Origin of the sequence: Klebsiella grimontii, assembly GCF_042137965.1 — a bacterium.
Classification (GTDB): domain Bacteria; phylum Pseudomonadota; class Gammaproteobacteria; order Enterobacterales; family Enterobacteriaceae; genus Klebsiella; species Klebsiella grimontii.
Genome location: NZ_CP169721.1, coordinates 281,013 through 299,916 on the forward strand (window position 1 = coordinate 281,013; position 18,904 = coordinate 299,916).

16 protein-coding genes and 1 pseudogene are annotated in these 18,904 nt (G+C 58.4%); 12 read left to right on the forward strand and 5 right to left on the reverse strand.

Features of this window, described 5'->3' with window-relative positions; genetic code table 11:
- Positions 1-42 precede the first annotated feature (42 nt).
- Positions 43-885: a 23S rRNA (adenine(2030)-N(6))-methyltransferase RlmJ gene (locus ACE3MN_RS01275; protein ID WP_009651758.1), complete on the reverse strand. Its 843-nt coding sequence runs from the start codon at positions 883-885 to the stop codon at positions 43-45.
- Between the two features lie 185 nt (positions 886-1,070).
- On the opposite strand from ACE3MN_RS01275, the gene ACE3MN_RS01280 reads away from it, so the two are divergent.
- Complete coding sequence (locus tag ACE3MN_RS01280; RefSeq protein WP_224232923.1) at positions 1,071-2,342, forward strand: phosphatase PAP2 family protein; 1,272 nt, start codon at positions 1,071-1,073, stop codon at positions 2,340-2,342.
- 159 nt (positions 2,343-2,501) lie between these two features.
- Here the strand turns inward: ACE3MN_RS01280 and envZ are convergent, their stop codons facing one another.
- Together envZ and ompR are read right to left on the reverse strand one after the other, a co-directional pair.
- Positions 2,502-3,863: a two-component system sensor histidine kinase EnvZ gene (gene envZ, locus ACE3MN_RS01285; protein ID WP_024359787.1), complete on the reverse strand. Its 1,362-nt coding sequence runs from the start codon at positions 3,861-3,863 to the stop codon at positions 2,502-2,504.
- Positions 3,860-4,579 carry a two-component system response regulator OmpR gene (ompR, locus tag ACE3MN_RS01290; protein ID WP_001157751.1) on the reverse strand — a complete coding sequence of 240 codons (720 nt, stop codon included), beginning with the start codon at positions 4,577-4,579 and terminating at the stop codon, positions 3,860-3,862. The genes envZ and ompR overlap by 4 nt, the downstream gene beginning before the upstream one ends.
- Positions 4,580-4,816: 237 nt before the next feature.
- Here ompR and greB point away from each other — a divergent pair, with 237 nt between their 5' ends.
- The 5 genes from greB to feoC all read left to right on the forward strand — a co-directional run bounded on the left by greB (position 4,817) and on the right by feoC (position 10,953).
- Positions 4,817-5,290: a transcription elongation factor GreB gene (gene greB / locus ACE3MN_RS01295; RefSeq protein ID WP_004134279.1), complete on the forward strand. Its 474-nt coding sequence runs from the start codon at positions 4,817-4,819 to the stop codon at positions 5,288-5,290.
- 101 nt (positions 5,291-5,391) lie between these two features.
- A complete protein-coding gene (locus ACE3MN_RS01300; RefSeq protein WP_024359788.1) occupies positions 5,392-7,722 on the forward strand; it encodes a Tex family protein in 2,331 nt (776 codons plus the stop codon).
- A 411-nt stretch (positions 7,723-8,133) separates the two neighbouring features.
- On the forward strand, positions 8,134-8,361 hold the full coding sequence (feoA, locus tag ACE3MN_RS01305) for a ferrous iron transporter A (RefSeq protein WP_004126281.1): 228 nt from the start codon (positions 8,134-8,136) through the stop codon (positions 8,359-8,361).
- Positions 8,362-8,388: 27 nt separating this feature from the next.
- Complete coding sequence (feoB, locus tag ACE3MN_RS01310; protein WP_082238015.1) at positions 8,389-10,707, forward strand: Fe(2+) transporter permease subunit FeoB; 2,319 nt, start codon at positions 8,389-8,391, stop codon at positions 10,705-10,707.
- 9 nt (positions 10,708-10,716) lie between these two features.
- Positions 10,717-10,953, forward strand: a complete 237-nt coding sequence (gene feoC, locus ACE3MN_RS01315) for a [Fe-S]-dependent transcriptional repressor FeoC (protein ID WP_004134286.1) — start codon at positions 10,717-10,719, stop codon at positions 10,951-10,953.
- A gap of 221 nt (positions 10,954-11,174) precedes the next feature.
- On the opposite strand, the gene ACE3MN_RS01320 is transcribed toward feoC, so the two are convergent.
- Both ACE3MN_RS01320 and bioH read right to left on the reverse strand, forming a co-directional pair.
- Complete coding sequence (locus ACE3MN_RS01320; RefSeq protein WP_004134288.1) at positions 11,175-11,444, reverse strand: YdgH/BhsA/McbA-like domain containing protein; 270 nt, start codon at positions 11,442-11,444, stop codon at positions 11,175-11,177.
- A 110-nt stretch (positions 11,445-11,554) separates the two neighbouring features.
- On the reverse strand, positions 11,555-12,337 hold the full coding sequence (gene bioH, locus ACE3MN_RS01325; protein WP_082237872.1) for a pimeloyl-ACP methyl ester esterase BioH: 783 nt from the start codon (positions 12,335-12,337) through the stop codon (positions 11,555-11,557).
- 37 nt (positions 12,338-12,374) lie between these two features.
- Here bioH and gntX point away from each other — a divergent pair, with 37 nt between their 5' ends.
- The 6 genes and pseudogenes from gntX to ACE3MN_RS01355 form a co-directional block, all read left to right on the forward strand.
- Complete coding sequence (gene gntX / locus ACE3MN_RS01330; RefSeq protein ID WP_004134293.1) at positions 12,375-13,049, forward strand: DNA utilization protein GntX; 675 nt, start codon at positions 12,375-12,377, stop codon at positions 13,047-13,049.
- A 58-nt stretch (positions 13,050-13,107) separates the two neighbouring features.
- Positions 13,108-13,683: a Fe-S biogenesis protein NfuA gene (nfuA, locus tag ACE3MN_RS01335; protein WP_004126273.1), complete on the forward strand. Its 576-nt coding sequence runs from the start codon at positions 13,108-13,110 to the stop codon at positions 13,681-13,683.
- A 331-nt stretch (positions 13,684-14,014) separates the two neighbouring features.
- Positions 14,015-15,331 (forward strand): gluconate transporter, encoded by a 1,317-nt coding sequence (gene gntT / locus ACE3MN_RS01340; RefSeq protein WP_004134706.1) that lies wholly within the window; start codon positions 14,015-14,017, stop codon positions 15,329-15,331.
- Between the two features lie 209 nt (positions 15,332-15,540).
- A complete protein-coding gene (gene prlC, locus ACE3MN_RS01345; RefSeq protein ID WP_024359790.1) occupies positions 15,541-17,583 on the forward strand; it encodes an oligopeptidase A in 2,043 nt (680 codons plus the stop codon).
- A 7-nt stretch (positions 17,584-17,590) separates the two neighbouring features.
- Positions 17,591-18,370, forward strand: coding sequence for a 16S rRNA (guanine(1516)-N(2))-methyltransferase RsmJ (gene rsmJ, locus ACE3MN_RS01350; protein ID WP_049130629.1), 780 nt, complete (start codon positions 17,591-17,593; stop codon positions 18,368-18,370).
- Between the two features lie 206 nt (positions 18,371-18,576).
- A pseudogene (locus ACE3MN_RS01355) lies at positions 18,577-18,885 on the forward strand (hypothetical protein); the annotation flags it as partial.
- Positions 18,886-18,904: the final 19 nt, after the last annotated feature.

Here is an 18,904-nt window from a genome sequence, read left to right on the forward strand (position 1 = left end):
GATTGTATACCTGAAATCAATAGTTTCCACCGATGACTGCGATTACTCAGGCACGATCCAACTGACGGTGGTATGGCCGATGCCGGTCGGCACCAGCTTTTTATGCAGCCAAGGCAGAACGTTGTTCATCTGCTGCTCCAGCTTCCACGGCGGGTTGATGACGATCATCCCGGAAGCGGTCATCCCGCGCTGGTCGCTGTCCGGGCGCACCGCCAGCTCGATTTGCAGAATTTTGCGAATGCCGGTGGCCTCTAACTCTTTGATCATGCGCTTAATCTGCGCCCGCAGCACCACCGGATACCACAGCGCGTAGGTGCCGGTGGCAAAGCGTTTGTAGCCTTCATGAATACCGGTCACGACCGCCTGGTAGTCGCTTTTGATTTCGTAAGGCGGGTCGATCAGCACCAGCCCACGGCGGGAAACCGGCGGCAGCTTAGACTTCAGCTGCTGATAGCCGTCGGTTTTTTCAACCCGGGCGCGGTCGTCTTTCTGAAACTCGGCGCGCAGCAGCGGAAAATCGCTCGGGTGCAGTTCGGTCATCTGCAGGCTGTCCTGCTCGCGCAGCAGCTGGCGGGCAATCAGCGGCGAGCCGGGGTAGTAGCGCAGCTGGCCGCTACGGTTGAAGTGCTGAACGACGGAGATATACGGCTCCAGCTCGGCGGGCAGGTCATCCTGCTGCCAGATGCGGGCGATGCCTTCGAGATATTCACCGGTACGTTCGGCGTGTTCGCTGCTCAGCTGATAGCGGCCAGCCCCGGCGTGGGTGTCCAGATAGAGAAACGGTTTTTCTTTCTCTTTGAGCGATTCAATGATCAGGCTCTGAACGGTGTGTTTAAGAACGTCGGCGTGGTTGCCTGCGTGAAAGCTATGACGATAACTGAGCATGGATACGGTGATTCCGGGATTTAGACAAGATTACCGATAGTTTACCGCAGATCGGCCTGGATTACCGCCGCGCTGTTTCCATTCCGCTTAAAGCGTTGCAAAACATAACCGTGTCATAAAAGCGTCAAACAGAGAGGCTAGCGTCACGTACAGGCAAGGTAATTGTTTGAATAAAAGGAAAAATAATGAAAATGCAAATCACGCTTCTCGCAACGGCGCTCGTGCTGGCGCTGCCGGTACTGGCGAAAGAGGTCCCTTTGAACCAGGCGGCAACAATGGCTAACGCCGTGACGCCAGCCGCCGCCAGCCCGGCGTTTGACGCGCTGGAGAGCCAAAGCCTGTCGCAGCTGCGCAACGCGCTGAAGGGCGATGCGGCGACCCTGACTCGCGACCAGCTTGAACACGCCAGACAGAATAAAACCCAGGCGGATACCGCGTGGCTGAAGGCCAGCGGGTACGACTTTCAGACCAAAGCCACCCAGCAGGCGGGAATCGAGCTGCTCTCGGCGTTCACTGCGCTGCCGCAGGCGGTGATTGAGCAAAATCTGGCGACGGTCACCGCCATTAACCGCGATGCCGTACAGACCTCCCGCCATCAGGCGCTGGCGGATGCCGAGGGCATCAGCTATCTCTACTTCCTCAGCGATGCGCTGGGGCCGCGTCTCGGTAAAGCGTTCCTCACCGCCTACGACAAAGGCGAGCTCGGTAAGGCGGCGGCGCTGATCAAAGCCTCTGAAGTGAGTACCGGGGCGGCGAAAAAGCACTTTAACAACCCGCGTCCGTTCCTGATTCAGGGCAATACCATCCATCTGGTGCCGGACGATGTGGTCGTTAAGGACAATAAGCCCTATACCGCAGACGGCGGCTCGTTTCCAAGCGGGCACACCAATACAGGCTATACCGACGCTCTGCTAATGGCGGAGATGATCCCGGAGCGCTTCGATGCGCTGGTTACCCGCGGCGCTCGCTATGGCTATTCGCGCATCGTGCTGGGCGTGCACTATCCGCTGGACGTGATGGGCTCGCGGATGGTGGCGCAGCGCAACGTCGCCCACTATTTGAATGACGCGAAGTATCGCGGGCTGTTTAATGAGGCCCGCGACCAGCTGCGCGCCGCGCTGGAGAAGGAGTGCGGCACGACGCTGGCGGAATGCGCGAAGATGCCTGCGAAAGACGATCCGTATCGCGACCCGGCGATGAAGGCGTTTTATCGTTTCACCATGACCTACGATTTGCCGCAGCAGAAGGGTGAAAAACAGAGCCTGAAGGTGCCGCAAGGGGCTGAAGTGCTGCTGGAGGCTGCGCTGCCGAATCTGTCCGCCGCGCAGCGTCGGGCGCTGATGGTCAAAACGGCGCTGCCCGCAGGGTATCCGCTCTCCGGTGAGAATGACGCTCAGCAGTTCTGGCAGCGGCTGAATCTGCCGGCGGCGTATCAGATGGCGAATAAAGCGCATTAAACCTGAAGCAGTCCGGCAACGTCCCGGAGGCGGCGCTTGACGCGCCTTGTCCGGGCTACTGGTCCGCAGACGGTGGTGAGCTCGTAGCCCCGGTAAGGCGCGAGCCGCCGCCGGGCGGTTTTATGCGGGCGTACCGGATGAGGTTGGTTTAAGGCCGATCTAGCTCTCTTTGGTGGATTTTACCGCTGGCAGAGCGCGATTCATCGGCACCGGCAGCCAGGCGCGAATTAATAATCCGCCGCGTTCGCTGGAACCAAGTTCCAGCTTGCCGTTATGGTTATCGATGATGCGCTGAACGATAGCCAGGCCGAGGCCGGTTCCGCTAATCGTACGGGCGCTATCGCCGCGCACGAACGGCTGAAACAGATGCTCGCGCTGCTCTGGTTTAATCCCCGGACCGTCATCTTCCACCTGGAACCAGGCCCGGTTTCCCTCGCTGCCGCTGCTGACTTTAATCCAGCCGTTGCCGTAGCGGGCGGCGTTAACCACCATATTCGCCAGCGCGCGCTTGATGGAGAGCGGATGCACGCGCAGCGGGATCTCGCCCGGCTGCAGATCGGTGGCGATTTCTCGCTCGTAGCCGCTCTCCGCCGCAATCACTTCCCCCAGCACCGCGTTAAGGTCCGTCAGCTCCATCGGCATCTCCTGACCGGTGCGCAGGTAGTCGATAAACTGCTCAATAATGGCGTTACACTCTTCGATATCTTTATTAATCGATTCGGCGAGATAGCCGTCCTCTTCGCCCATCATCTCCGTCGCCAGACGAATACGCGTGAGAGGGGTGCGTAAATCATGGCTGACTCCGGCCATCAGCAGCGTACGGTCGTCCGCCAATTGCTTCACGCCAGCCGCCATATGGTTAAAAGCGCGGGTTACCGACCGCACTTCCGATGCGCCGTATTCGCGCAGCGGCGGGGGAATAATGCCTCGCCCGACCTGCAGCGCCGCGTGCTCCAGGTCGACCAGCGGTCGGTTCTGAATACGAATAAAGAGCCAGGCGCCGCCAATCGCCAGCAGCATGATGGCCAGGGTGTAGCGGAACAGCGGCGAGAAGTCGCCCTGGTGGATTTCGGTCAGCGGTACGCGCACCCAGATATTGGGGGAGAGCCAGGTTTTCAGCCACACCACGGGCGAGCTTTTATTCACTTCCACCCGCACTTCGGTCGGCCCGCCGAGCTGGTGCGCCATCTGCTGACTTAAGAATTCATAATGCTGCGCCCAGCGCAGGCCTGCGTCTTCCGCCGCTTCGTTGGAATAGAGCGAAATGCCCAGCTCGCGATAAATCTCGCGGCGAAACGCCGGGGGCACCACCAGTTGGGTGCCGTCTTCCAGCTGCAGTTTATCGGTCATCAGCATACGCACTTCGTAGGCCAGAACCTTATTAAACTGCTGGAGACTGGGCAGGATCGCGAAATTCAGCACCACTAAATAGGTCGTCACCAGGCTGGCGAACAGCAGGGTGACGATCAGTAACAGGGTGCGGGCAAACGAGCTTCGCGGCGAAAAGCGCACGCGTTTCATGCCTTAGAACCGTCCGGGACGAAAACGTAGCCCAGGCCCCAAACGGTCTGGATATAGCGTGGATGCGCCGGGTCTTCTTCCACCATGCGGCGCAGACGGGAGATTTGTACGTCGATGGAACGTTCCATGGCCGAATATTCACGGCCGCGGGCGAGGTTCATCAGCTTATCGCGGGATAATGGTTCGCGCGGATGGCTCACCAGCGCTTTCAGTACCGCGAATTCACCGCTGGTCAGCGGCATGGGTTCATCTTCACGGAACATCTCGCGGGTGCCGAGGTTCAGCTTGAACTTACCAAAGGCGATCACCGCCTCTTCCTGCGAAGGCGCGCCCGGCAGTTCGTTAGCCTGGCGGCGCAGCACGGCGCGGATACGGGCCAGCAGCTCGCGCGGGTTGAACGGTTTTGGGATGTAGTCGTCGGCGCCGATTTCCAGGCCCACGATACGGTCAACTTCTTCCCCTTTCGCCGTGACCATGATGATCGGCATCGGGTTGCTCTGGCTGCGCAGGCGGCGGCAAATGGACAGGCCATCTTCGCCCGGCAGCATGAGATCCAGCACCATCAGGTGGAAGGATTCACGAGTCAGCAGGCGATCCATCTGTTCAGCGTTCGCCACGCTACGAACCTGGAAGCCCTGCTCGGTCAGATAACGTTCGAGTAGCGCGCGCAGGCGCATGTCGTCATCGACAACCAGAATCTTATAATTCTCTTGCATTGTTTATACTCCCAAAGGTTCACTGCAATTGTCAGTACGTATTCTCAAAAAAGCCCGGGTCGCCCACCAGCGAAATCTGGTATATATTCCAGGCTAAATTGTTACAAAGCATATTTAACAGCAGCTTAAGTATACATTTAAGCATAAGACACATTATTTATCCTGTTGCTATGATGACGTGCGACGAATTGTGCGCAGCATTGCACAAAGATTTGTAATCAGGAGCCGGAACCTTCGATGAAAACGCCGCTGATCACCCGTGAAGGGTATGAAAAACTGAAGAAAGAGATGGACACCCTGTGGCGCGAAGAACGTCCGGAAGTTACCAAAAAAGTGACCTGGGCGGCGAGCCTTGGCGACCGCAGCGAAAACGCCGACTATCAGTACAATAAAAAGCGCCTGCGTGAAATCGACCGCCGGGTGCGCTATCTGACCAAATGCCTTGAGCAGCTGAAAATCGTCGATTATTCGCCGCAGCAGGAGGGGAAGGTTTTTTTCGGCGCGTGGGTGGAAATTGAAAACGATGCGGGCGAGACGAAGCGCTTTCGGATTGTCGGCTACGATGAAATCTTTGGCCGCAATGACTACATCTCCATTGATTCGCCAATGGCGCGCGCGCTGCTGAAAAAAGAGGTCGGCGATTTAGCTATCGTTAACACGCCCGCGGGCGAGGCGGCCTGGTATGTTAATGAAATTGAATACGTCAAATAAGCCCGGAACATTCCGAGAGGCTTGGGTCGTGGCTGGCATTTTACCGTGTCAGTCCGTATAACTATCCCCCTGATTTTTGATCCTAAAGATGAATTAAACCGATGATGAATGATTCGCTCTGCCGCATTATTGCGGGTGAACTTCAGGCCAGGGCTGAACAGGTAGAAGCTGCCGTTCGCCTGCTTGATGAAGGGAACACCGTGCCGTTTATCGCACGCTATCGTAAAGAAGTCACCGGCGGTCTGGATGACACGCAGCTGCGTAATCTGGAAACCCGCCTGGGTTATCTGCGTGAACTCGAAGATCGCCGTCAGGCAATCCTGAAGTCCATCGGTGAACAGGGCAAACTGACCGAGGCGCTGGAAAAAGCCATCAACGGGACCTTGAGTAAGACCGAACTCGAAGACCTCTACCTGCCGTACAAACCGAAGCGCCGCACCCGCGGGCAGATCGCCATTGAGGCCGGACTGGAGCCGCTGGCCGAGCTGCTGTGGAACGAACCGTCCCACGACCCGGAAACCGAAGCCGCCAAATATATCGACGCGGATAAAGGCGTCGCGGACAGCAAGGCCGCCCTCGACGGCGCGCGCTATATCCTGATGGAGCGCTTTGCGGAAGACGCCGCCCTGCTGGCGAAAGTGCGCGACTATCTGTGGAAGAACGCCCACCTGGTGGCGACCGTCGTCAGCGGTAAGGAAGAGGAAGGGGCGAAATTTCGCGACTACTTCGATCATCACGAACCGATCGCCACCGTGCCGTCGCACCGCGCGCTGGCGATGTTCCGCGGCCGCAATGAAGGCGTGCTGCAGCTCTCTTTAAACGCCGACCCGCAGTTCGACGAGCCGCCGAAAGAGAGTCACGGCGAGCAAATCATTATCGACCATCTCGGCCTGCGCCTGAACAACGCCCCGGCGGACAGCTGGCGTAAGGGCGTGGTGAGCTGGACGTGGCGCATCAAGGTGCTGATGCACCTCGAAACCGAACTGATGGGCACCGTGCGCGAGCGGGCGGAAGACGAAGCGATTAACGTCTTTGCCCGCAACCTGCACGACCTGCTGATGGCCGCTCCGGCCGGGCTGCGCGCCACCATGGGCCTCGATCCGGGTCTGCGCACCGGCGTGAAAGTCGCCGTCGTTGACGGCACCGGCAAGCTGGTGGCTACCGATACCATCTACCCGCATACCGGGCAGGCCGCTAAAGCGGCGGTGGCGGTTGCCGCGCTGTGTGAAAAGTACAACGTTGAGCTGGTGGCGATCGGCAACGGTACCGCTTCGCGTGAAACCGAGCGTTTCTTCCTCGACGTGCAGAAGCAGTTCCCGAAAGTGACCGCGCAAAAGGTTATCGTCAGCGAAGCGGGCGCGTCCGTGTATTCCGCCTCCGAACTGGCGGCGCTGGAGTTCCCGGATCTCGATGTTTCCCTGCGCGGCGCGGTCTCTATCGCCCGTCGTCTGCAGGACCCGCTGGCCGAGCTGGTGAAGATCGATCCGAAATCCATCGGCGTCGGCCAGTATCAGCACGATGTCAGCCAGACCCAGTTGGCGCGTAAGCTGGACGCGGTGGTGGAAGACTGCGTGAACGCCGTCGGCGTCGACCTGAATACCGCTTCCGTCCCGCTGCTTACCCGCGTCGCCGGTCTGACCCGCATGATGGCGCAGAATATCGTCTCCTGGCGCGATGAGAACGGTCAGTTCCAGAACCGCCAGCAACTGCTGAAGGTGAGCCGTCTGGGGCCGAAAGCGTTTGAGCAGTGCGCGGGCTTCCTGCGCATCAACCACGGCGACAACCCGCTGGACGCCTCAACCGTGCACCCGGAAGCGTATCCGGTGGTGGAGCGCATTCTGGCGGCGACTCAGCAGGCGCTGAAAGATTTGATGGGCAACAGCAGCGAGCTGCGTAATCTGAAAGCCGTTGATTTCACTGATGATAAATTCGGCGTGCCGACGGTAACCGACATTATCAAAGAGCTGGAAAAACCGGGCCGCGACCCGCGTCCGGAGTTTAAAACCGCCCAGTTCGCCGATGGCGTAGAGACCATGAACGACCTGCTGCCGGGAATGATCCTCGAAGGCGCGGTGACCAACGTCACCAACTTCGGCGCGTTTGTCGATATCGGCGTTCACCAGGACGGCCTGGTGCATATCTCTTCCCTGTCGAATAAGTTCGTTGAAGATCCGCACACGGTGGTCAAAGCGGGCGATATCGTGAAGGTCAAAGTGATGGAAGTTGACCTGCCGAGGAAGCGTATCGCGCTGACGATGCGTCTGGACGAACAGCCTGGCGACAGCAACGCGCGCCGCGGCGGCGGAAACGATCGTCCTCAGGGCAACCGCCCGGCGGCGAAGGCCGCTAAACCTCGCGGTCGCGAGGCGCAGCCAGCGGGCAACAGCGCGATGATGGACGCGCTGGCGGCGGCAATGGGTAAAAAACGCTAATCTCTTTCCGGCCCCTTTTCTGAGGGGCCGTTTCTTCTCTGCTCTTCGCCATATTGCGCAAACAAGCATCAGTATTTTCTTATAACCTCTTAATAAGCGCGAATTACGGATAATGAGATTATTATTTTCATTTCGTTAACCAATGACACCTTTATTAAACATTCGCTAAGCAGAAATAATGATTCTCTCTACGGTCGTGACAAAATAGAGTTTGCTCAATATCAACAAATGCTCAATTTCCTGTTTAAAAAAAGAATCGAGCGCATTATATGTATTGATGATAAAAACTATTCTCATTATCATTATTTCCATTGAGTGTTTTTTATTCTTCGTTGGCTATGGTCCCTGGCACCGCGTCTGCGGCGCATAGGGGAAAACTCTCTTTCGGTTGGCGATACACAAGTAGGTCCTATGCAATTCACACCTGATAGTGCGTGGAAAATCACCGGCTTCTCCCGCGATATTAGTCCGGCATATCGGCAGAAGCTGCTGTCCCTCGGGATGCTGCCGGGTTCGTCTTTTAACGTGGTTCGCGTGGCGCCGCTCGGCGACCCTATTCATATTGAAACCCGACGCGTTAGCCTGGTATTACGTAAAAAGGATCTTGCGTTAATTGAGCTGGAAGCGGTTGCACAATAATGCCTGACCGGCACTAAGAGTATGAATATGAAAAAATTAACCCTTGGTTTAATTGGTAATCCAAATTCCGGGAAAACAACGCTGTTTAACCAGCTCACCGGCGCGCGCCAGCGTGTCGGTAACTGGGCGGGGGTGACCGTTGAGCGCAAAGAGGGCGGCTTCAACACCACCGATCATCAGGTCACGCTGGTAGACCTTCCGGGCACCTATTCCCTGACCACCATCTCCTCGCAAACCTCGCTGGATGAGCAGATTGCCTGCCACTATATTCTCAGCGGCGACGCCGACATGCTGATAAACGTGGTCGATGCGTCCAATCTGGAGCGTAACCTCTATCTGACGCTGCAGCTGCTGGAGCTCGGCATCCCCTGCGTGGTCGCGCTGAATATGCTCGATATCGCGGAAAAACAGAACATCCGCATCGATGTCGACGCGCTGGCCGCCCGCCTTGGATGCCCGGTAATCCCGCTGGTTTCCACCCGCGGGCGCGGTATCGAAGCCTTGAAAATGGCTATCGACCGCCATCAGCAAAATCAGGATATTGAACTGGTGCACTATCCGCGGCCGCTGCTGCGGGAGGCGGACAAGCTGGCGGAGATGATGGCCACGGACATTCCGCCGCGCCAGCGCCGCTGGCTGGGTTTACAGATGCTTGAAGGCGATATTTACAGCCGCGCCTTCGCCGGAGACGCCGCCCACAAGCTGGACGTAGCCCTGGCGCACCTGAGCGAAGAGCTGGATGACCCGGCGCTGCACATCGCCGATGCCCGCTACCAAAGCATTGCCGCCATTTGCGATGCGGTCAGTAATACCCTCACCGCCGAACCCAGCCGCTTTACCGCGGCGATGGATAAAGTGATCCTCAACCGCTTCCTCGGCCTGCCGGTCTTCCTGTTCGTCATGTATCTGATGTTCTTACTGGCGATTAATATTGGCGGCGCGCTGCAGCCTATTTTTGATGCCGGTTCCGTGGCTATCTTTATTCACGGTATACAGTGGATTGGCTATACCCTGCATTTCCCGGACTGGCTGACGGTATTCCTCGCCCAGGGGATTGGCGGGGGGATCAATACCGTGCTGCCGCTGGTGCCGCAGATCGGCATGATGTACCTGTTCCTCTCTTTCCTTGAAGACTCTGGCTATATGGCGCGGGCGGCGTTTGTGATGGACCGCCTGATGCAGGCGCTGGGTCTGCCGGGGAAATCCTTCGTGCCGCTCATCGTAGGTTTTGGCTGTAACGTCCCGTCGGTGATGGGCGCGCGTACGCTTGATGCGCCGCGCGAGCGTCTGATGACCATTATGATGGCGCCGTTTATGTCCTGCGGCGCGCGGCTGGCGATTTTCGCCGTCTTCGCCGCCGCCTTTTTCGGCCAGAACGGCGCGCTGGCGGTCTTCTCCCTGTACGTGCTGGGGATCGTGATGGCGATTGCGACCGGACTGATGCTGAAGCATACCATTATGCGCGGCGAAGCTTCGCCGTTCGTGATGGAGCTGCCGGTGTATCACGTTCCGCACGTGAAGAGCTTGCTTATCCAGACCTGGCAGCGCCTGAAAGGCTTCGTCCTGCGGGCGGGTAAAGTGATCGTTATCGTCAGTATCTTCCTCAGCGCGCTGAACAGCTTCTCGCTGAACGGTAAGATCGTCGATAATATCAACGACTCGGCGCTGGCGTCGGTCAGCCGGGTGATTACCCCGGTGTTTAAGCCGATTGGCGTACATGAGGATAACTGGCAGGCGACCGTCGGCCTGTTTACCGGCGCGATGGCGAAAGAAGTGGTGGTGGGGACGCTGAACACCCTCTACACCGCCGAAGATATCCAGAACGAAGCGTTTAATCCGCAGGCGTTTAGCCTCGGCGATGAGCTACTGGCCGCGGTGGATGAGACCTGGCAGAGCCTGAAAGACACGTTTAGCCTGAGCGTGCTGGCGAACCCCATCGAAGCCAGCAAGGGCGACGGCGAAATGGCAACCGGCGCGATGGGCGTCATGGGCAGCAAATTCGGCAGCGCCGCCGCGGCGTACAGCTACCTGATATTCGTTCTGCTCTATATTCCCTGCATCTCGGTGATGGGGGCGATTGCCCGCGAGTCAAGCCGCGGCTGGATGATGTTCTCGGTCCTGTGGGGGCTGAATATCGCCTATTCGCTCTCTACGCTGTACTACCAGACCGTCAGCTTTAGCCAGCATCCGCGCTATAGTCTGGTGTGCATTCTGGCGGTAGTGCTGTTCAATATCGTGGTCTTTGGCCTGCTGCGCAGAGCGCGTAGCCGGGTGGACATCTCGCTGCTGGCGACGCGCAAAACGCCGTCGTCCTGCTGCCAGAGTCCGGCTGGCGATTGTCACTAAGGAGCGATAATGGCGTCGTTAATTGATGTGCGCGATATGCTGGCCCTGCAGGGGAGGATGGACGCAAAGCAGCTCAGCGCCCGCCTGCAAGCGCCGCAGCCGTTGATCGACGCGATGCTGGGTCGTCTGGAAGCGATGGGTAAAGCGGTCAAAGTAACCGAAGATGCCGATGGCTGCCTCTCCGGCAGCTGTAAAAGCTGCCCGGAAGGCAAAGCCTGCCTGCGGGAGTGGTGGTCGCTGCGCTGATGGGTATGTAAAGGCTGGTTTCCCCGGATTGCGGCTAACGCCTTATCCGGGCTACGAGAGACAGTCTGGTAGCCCGGGTAAGGCGTTTACGCTGCGACCCCGGAGATTCGACCACAGATTGGTACGGTTTGGGGTGGGTAGCCCGGACAGGCGCAACGCGCCGTCTCCGGGAACTTGCTGCGGCATATACCGCAAGCGGGTCCCGGGACCCGCTTTCTGGCTTACTTGTAGACGTCCGCGTTAGCGTGAACCGTTTTCTCGTTCTTCTCGCCTGCAATCACCACGAAATAGGTGCCGCCCAGCTCATCCGCTTTTTTCGACAGATCGCGCTTTGCATCCATCGGAGAGGTCGTTCTTGAGGTGGTAATCGAACCGATTTTGGTCAGGTTCATCTTAGCCACTTCGTCTTTTTGAATTTCCTTGGCGGCGAACGCGCCGAAGGACAGGGAGCCAATCACCAGAGATGCAACAATTCCTGTAACAAATTTCATAGCCTCTACTCTCCATTAGGTTGTTTTTTTAGGTCACGGGTCCGGCGTGAAATAGTCAACCCCCGCAACAACCTAAGTATTGCTGCACCCTGCGTTTTTACCACGTCCCGCTATAAAAATTTATCGAACTCACGCTTCAGCTCAATCAGAGGAGCGCAAAACGCCTGCGGATGTGAAATGAACGGCGCGTGGGCGGCCTTATCGAAAATCATCGACGTGCTTTTTGGCCACAGCGCATCGAGAATCGGGATGATTTTACGCGGCACCAGGCCATCCAGGCGACCGTACAGGCGCAAAAACGGCACGTCGAGGGTGGTCAACGCCTGACGTAAATCGGCGGTCTTAAGGATCTCCAGCCCGCCGTTTAAAACCTCCGGCGACGGCATCGGTAGCGACAGCACCGTGCTCTTCAGCGCTCTCGCGTCCTGGCGCGCGCTTTCGGTACCCATGGTTTGCAGCGCCAGAAAGCGCTCGACGGTGCGCTGAAAATCTTCGCTCAGCTGCTGTTGAAATCCGCTTAGCACCTCGGGCTTGATGCCGGGCCAGCTGTCGTGAGCGCTAAAGCAGGGGGAAGAGGCGACGGTGACCAGCGCCTGCACGCGCTCGGGATGCGTTATTGCCGCCTGGCTGGCTACCAGCCCGCCGAGGCTCCAGCCAAGCCAGATCGCGCGGTCCGGCGCTTGCGCCAGCACCCGTTGCGTCATCTCCTCCAGCGACATTGCGCCAAAACCGCCGCTGCGGCCATAGCCCGGAAGGTCGACGAGGTGCAGCGTAAAATGCGAGGACAGCTGCGGCGTAATGCAATCCCACACCCCGGCATTCAGCCCCCATCCGTGCAGCAGCACAAGATGACAATTTCCTTCGCCCGTAGTCTGCCACGCCAACTCTTTCATCAGTTACTGTTCTCTTTCCACCACAATGAGGGGAAATATGCTAACAGCACACAGCTTATGCTGGCTATGCCAAATGCCGCTGGCCATTGCCCGCTGGGGGATCTGCTCGCGTTGCGCGTCTGCGCTGCTGGATTCTGAACCGCTTTGCCCGCAGTGCGGCCTGCCGGCTCGGTCAGACGCGCTGCCCTGCGGGCGCTGCCTGCAAAAACCGCCGCCGTGGCAGCGGCTGGTGGCGGTCAATGACTATCGTCCGCCGCTGAGCGGCCTGATTCACCAGCTGAAATTTACTCAGCGGCCCGAGCTGGCCCCGGCGCTGGCGCGTCTGCTGCTGCTGCGTATACGCCAACGTCGGGATCTTCCCCGACCGGACCGGATCATTAGCGTACCGCTCTGGCAGCGGCGCCAGTGGAAGCGGGGGTTTAATCAGAGCGATCTGCTGTGTCGGCCGCTATCCCGCTGGCTGGGCTGCGCCTGGCGTAGCGATGCGCTGACCCGTCGGCGCCGTACCGCCACCCAGCATCAGCTCAGCGCCAGATTGCGTAAACAGAACCTGAAAAACGCCTTTCAGCTTGAATTGTCGCTACAGGGCCACCATATCGCCATTGTGGATGATGTCGTCACCACCGGAAGCACCGTCGCCGAGATATCCCGCCTGCTTTTGCGAAACGGCGCCGCGACGGTTCAGGTATGGTGTATATGCCGTACCTTGTAGACCCCTGCTGATGGGCGTATTATAACCCAGTAAAATAGTCAACTATTAGGCCAACGCTATGATCCGTATTTCCGATGCTGCACAAGCGCACTTTGCCAAACTGCTGGCAAATCAGGAAGAAGGGACACAAATTCGCGTATTTGTGATCAATCCCGGCACCCCTAACGCCGAGTGCGGCGTGTCCTACTGCCCACCGGATGCGGTGGAAGATTCCGATACTGCGCTGAAGTTTGAACAGCTCACCGCGTATGTCGATGAACTTAGCGCGCCGTATCTGGAAGACGCTGAAATCGATTTTGTTACCGACCAACTGGGCTCCCAGCTGACGCTGAAAGCGCCAAACGCCAAGATGCGCAAAGTGTCCGACGATGCCCCGCTGATGGAGCGCGTCGAGTACCTGCTGCAGTCGCAGATTAACCCGCAGCTGGCCGGGCACGGCGGGCGCGTCACGTTGATGGAAATCACCGAAGATGGCCTGGCGATCCTGCAGTTCGGCGGCGGCTGCAACGGCTGTTCGATGGTTGACGTGACGCTGAAAGAAGGGATCGAGAAGCAGATGCTGAACGAGTTCCCGGAACTGAAAGGCGTACGCGATCTGACTGAACACCAGCGCGGCGAGCACTCCTACTACTAATTATCCGCCCGGCTGCCTTTGCGCGGCCGGGCGGCTCCCCCTATGTTACCGCGCAACATTCCCCGCTAAGCGACCCGGCAAAAACCCGGGAAAGAGTATGACTTAAGTCTCATATTTGAAATTTTCACCGCCCAGGTGATTCTCAAACTTCATATGTTACCCGTATCATTCACTTCAGGCGCCACAGATAAAAAAATAGCCAGCTATCCTTTCTCTGGGTAAGGATAAAGCCAGCTTCTACGGCGTCAGACATTTTTTGTTCCGCTCGGAACGGATGAAGTCAATGTTGAAACTATGACGTTACCCATAACAAATTAAGGCCAGGTAAATCATGCCATTAGTCATCGTTGCTATCGGGGTTGCCCTGTTATTGTTGCTGATGATCCGTTTCAAGCTGAACGGGTTTATCGCTCTGGTTCTGGTGGCACTTGCCGTCGGGCTCATGCAGGGCATGCCTCTGGATAAAGTGATCGTATCCATCAAAAACGGCGTTGGGGGAACCCTCGGCAGCCTCGCGCTGATCATGGGCTTCGGCGCGATGCTCGGTAAAATGCTGGCGGACTGCGGCGGTGCGCAGCGAATCGCCACCACGCTGATTGCCAAATTTGGTAAACAACATATTCAGTGGGCGGTTGTGCTCACCGGCTTTACCGTCGGCTTCGCCCTGTTCTATGAAGTGGGCTTCGTGCTGATGCTGCCGCTGGTCTTTACCATCGCGGCATCCGCCGGTATCCCGCTGCTCTATATCGGCGTCCCGATGGCGGCCGCGCTCTCCGTGACCCACGGCTTCCTGCCTCCGCACCCGGGCCCGACGGCGATTGCCACTATTTTCCATGCCGACATGGGCAAGACCCTGCTGTTCGGTACGATTCTGGCGATCCCGACGGTTATCCTCGCGGGCCCGGTTTATGCGCGCTTCCTGAAAGGTATCGATAAGCCGATTCCGGAAGGGCTGCATAACCCGAAAACCTTCACTGAAGAAGAGATGCCGGGCTTTGGCGTCAGCGTCTGGACCTCGCTGGTCCCGGTTATCCTGATGGCGATGCGCGCCGTGGCCGAGATGGTTCTGCCGAAAGGCCATGCCTTCCTGCCGATTGCTGAATTCTTCGGCGACCCGGTGATGGCGACGCTGATCGCGGTACTGATCGCGATGTTCACCTTCGGTCTCAACCGTGGTCGTTCAATGGAGCAGATTAACGATACGCTGACCTCCTCGATTAAAATCATCGCCATGATGCTGCTGATCATCGGCGGCGGCGGCGCCTTCAAGCAGGTGCTGGTCGATAGCGGCATGGATAAATACATTGCTTCTATCATGCATGAATCCAATATGTCCCCGCTGTTTATGGCGTGGTCGATTGCCGCGGTACTGCGTATCGCCCTGGGTTCCGCCACCGTTGCGGCTATCACCGCGGGCGGTATCGCCGCGCCGCTGATCGCCACCACCGGCGTGAGCCCGGAACTGATGGTTATCGCCGTGGGCTCCGGCAGCGTTATCTTCTCCCACGTTAACGATCCGGGCTTCTGGCTGTTTAAGGAATACTTCAACCTGACCATCGGCGAGACCATTAAGTCGTGGTCGGTACTGGAAACCATTATCTCCGTGTGCGGCCTGGTAGGCTGTCTGCTACTGGGGATGGTGGTATAAGCTGCTTGTCAGCCTAAAACGGGCCGGGTCGCCGCGATGCGAACCCGGCTTTTTTATGCGCGATGGCCACCACGGCCAGACTTATCGCAGTAATACCCGCCTGCGCGCGGCGCCTGACATTGAAATTCACCCAACTATCCCCCATTCTAGATCTCATGCTACAGCGCGGGACGCGCGCTTCATTCACCCTATTCAACAGGACTGCGCATATGACCAATCCATTACTGACGCCTTTTTCATTACCGCCATTTTCTGCAATCAAACCCGAGCACGTGGTCCCCGCGGTTACTAAAGCGCTGGATGACTGCCGGGCGGCGGTAGAGCGCGCGGTGGCGCAAGGGGCGCCGTATACCTGGGAAAATCTTTGCCAGCCGCTGGCGGAAGTGGACGATGTGCTGGGGCGTCTTTTTTCTCCGGTCAGCCACCTGAACTCGGTTAAAAACAGCCCGGAGCTGCGCGAAGCCTACGAACAAACCCTGCCGCTGCTCTCCGAGTACAGCACCTGGGTTGGGCAACATGAAGGTCTGTACAAAGCGTACCGCGACCTGCGCGACGGCGATCATTACGCCACCCTGAATACCGCGCAGAAAAAAGCGGTCGATAACGCGCTGCGTGATTTTGAACTCTCCGGTATTGGCCTGGCGAAAGAGCAGCAGAAACGCTACGGCGAAATCGCCGCCCGCCTGTCCGAGCTGGGCAATCAGTACAGCAACAACGTGCTCGACGCGACCATGGGCTGGACCAAGCTGATCGCCGATGAATCCGAGCTCTCCGGGATGCCGGAAAGCGCGCTGGCCGCCGCGAAAGCCCAGGCTGAAGCTAAAGAGCAGCAGGGGTATCTGCTGACCCTCGATATTCCGAGCTATCTGCCGGTGATGACCTACTGCGACAATCAGGCGCTGCGTGAAGAGTTGTATCGCGCGTATTCCACCCGTGCCTCCGACCAGGGGCCAAACGCTGGAAAATGGGATAACGGCCCGGTGATGGCGGAAATCCTCGCCCTGCGCCACGAACTGGCGCAGCTGCTGGGCTTTGACAGCTATGCCGATAAGTCGCTGGCGACCAAAATGGCGGAAAATCCGCAGCAGGTGCTCGACTTCCTGACCGACCTGGCCAAACGCGCCCGTCCGCAGGGTGAGAAAGAGCTGGCCCAGCTGCGCGCTTTCGCCAAAGCCGAATGCGGCGTTGATGAGCTGCAGCCGTGGGATATCGCTTACTACAGCGAAAAACAGAAGCAGCATCTTTACAGCATCAGCGATGAACAGCTGCGCCCGTACTTCCCTGAAAACAAAGCCGTTAACGGCCTGTTCGAAGTGGTTAAGCGTATTTACGGCATTACCGCGAAAGAGCGTACCGATGTTGATGTCTGGCATCCGGAAGTGCGCTTCTTCGAACTTTATGATGATAAAAATGAGCTGCGCGGCAGCTTCTACCTCGACCTCTACGCCCGCGAACATAAACGCGGCGGGGCATGGATGGATGACTGCGTCGGCCAGATGCGCAAGCTTGACGGTACGCTGCAAAAGCCGGTCGCTTATCTGACCTGCAACTTTAACCGTCCCGTCAGCGGTAAGCCGGCGCTGTTCACCCATGATGAAGTGATCACCCTGTTCCACGAATTTGGCCACGGTCTGCACCATATGCTGACCCGTATCGATACCGCCGGCGTATCCGGCATCAGCGGGGTACCGTGGGATGCGGTCGAGCTGCCGAGCCAGTTTATGGAAAACTGGTGCTGGGAGCCGGAAGCGCTGGCGTTTATCTCCGGCCACTATGAAACCGGCGAGCCGCTGCCGCAGGAGCTGTTGGAGAAGATGCTGGCAGCGAAAAACTACCAGGCGGCGATGTTTATTCTGCGCCAGCTGGAGTTTGGTCTGTTCGACTTCCGCCTGCATGCGGAGTTCAGCCCGCAGCAGGGCGCGAAAATCCTCGAAACGCTGGCGGAAATTAAGCAGCAGGTCGCGTTGATTCCCGGGCCGTCGTGGGGCCGTTTCCCGCACGCCTTCAGCCATATCTTCGCCGGAGGTTATGCGGCGGGCTACTACAGCTATCTGTGGGCCGACGTGCTGGCGGCGGATGCCTTCTCACGCTTCGAAGAGGAGGGGATCTTCAATCGCGAAACCGGCCAGTCGTTCCTCGACAACATCCTTAGCCGCGGCGGGTCGGAAGAGCCAATGGTGCTGTTCAAACGCTTCCGCGGACGTGAGCCGCAGCTGGATGCGATGCTTGAGCATTACGGTATTAAGAGTTAATCCTGTTGTGAAAATTTGTTTAATTGATGAAACGGGCGCCGGAGACGGCGCCTTATCCGTTCTGGCCGCCCGCTGGGGGCTGGAGCAGGACGAAGACAACCTGATGGCGCTGGTGATGACGCCCGAGCATCTGGAGCTTCGCAAGCGCGATGAGCCGAAGCTTGGCGGCATCTTCGTCGATTTTGTCGGCGGGGCGATGGCCCACCGTCGCAGGTTCGGCGGCGGCCGCGGCGAGGCGGTGGCGAAAGCGGTGGGTATTAAAGGCGACTACCTGCCGGATGTGGTCGATGCGACCGCCGGCCTGGGAAGGGATGCCTTTGTTCTTGCTTCCGTGGGCTGTCGCGTGCGGATGCTGGAGCGTAACCCGGTGGTCGCCGCGCTGCTCGACGATGGCCTGGCGCGCGGCTATGCCGATGCGGAAATCGGCCCGTGGTTGCAGGAGCGGTTGCAGCTGATCCACGCTTCCAGCCTGACGGCGCTGACCGATATTACCCCGCGCCCGCAGGTGGTCTATCTCGACCCGATGTTTCCGCATAAGCAGAAAAGCGCGCTGGTGAAGAAAGAGATGCGGGTCTTTCAGTCGCTGGTGGGACCGGATTTAGACGCGGACGGTCTGCTGGAACCTGCGCGTCAGTTGGCAACCAAACGCGTGGTGGTCAAGCGCCCGGACTACGCGCCGCCGCTGGCGAATGTTGCGACGCCTAACGCGGTGGTGACCAAAGGCCACCGGTTTGATATCTACGCCGGAACGGTGATTGAGCCGCAATCCGGGCATGTTTCTGACTGAAATAGCGTGCGCGCTTTCCCCGGGGGCGGCGCTCGGCGCGCCTTGCCCGGGCTACGGGTTCGTGCGGTCAGGGGGTTTTGTAGCCCGGACAGGTGCGTAGCTCCGCCTCCGGGTAAGGTTTAATACACCGCCGCGGGCCGTACAGCACGTTTGCCGCACTCCAGGAATCATTCGAGCGCGTATTGCGCTAGCTCTGTCCTTCGTTAATCACCCGCACCGCCTCTGGTGCCGACAATCTGACGCGTCTGAACGGCGGCGAGCTGATGCTGATGTCCGCCTGGGAAGAGCATCTGGCCGGGCTGCAAAAAACCGGGGCCATCACCTCCCGGCTGTTCCTTAACTGGCCGATCCTCCTCGAAACGCAACAGGCGCTGAGTAAAGCCTCCGGTTCCACGCCGAGGAACAGGCAGGTCAGCCCGGACGTGAAGCGCCCCGACACCGATGTACAGTTTTACGGTAAGGTCTACAGCGCGCAGCTCAGGAAAGAGTTCGTGCGTGAAGTGATGATGCAGTGAAAAATTCCCCTGCCGTGCT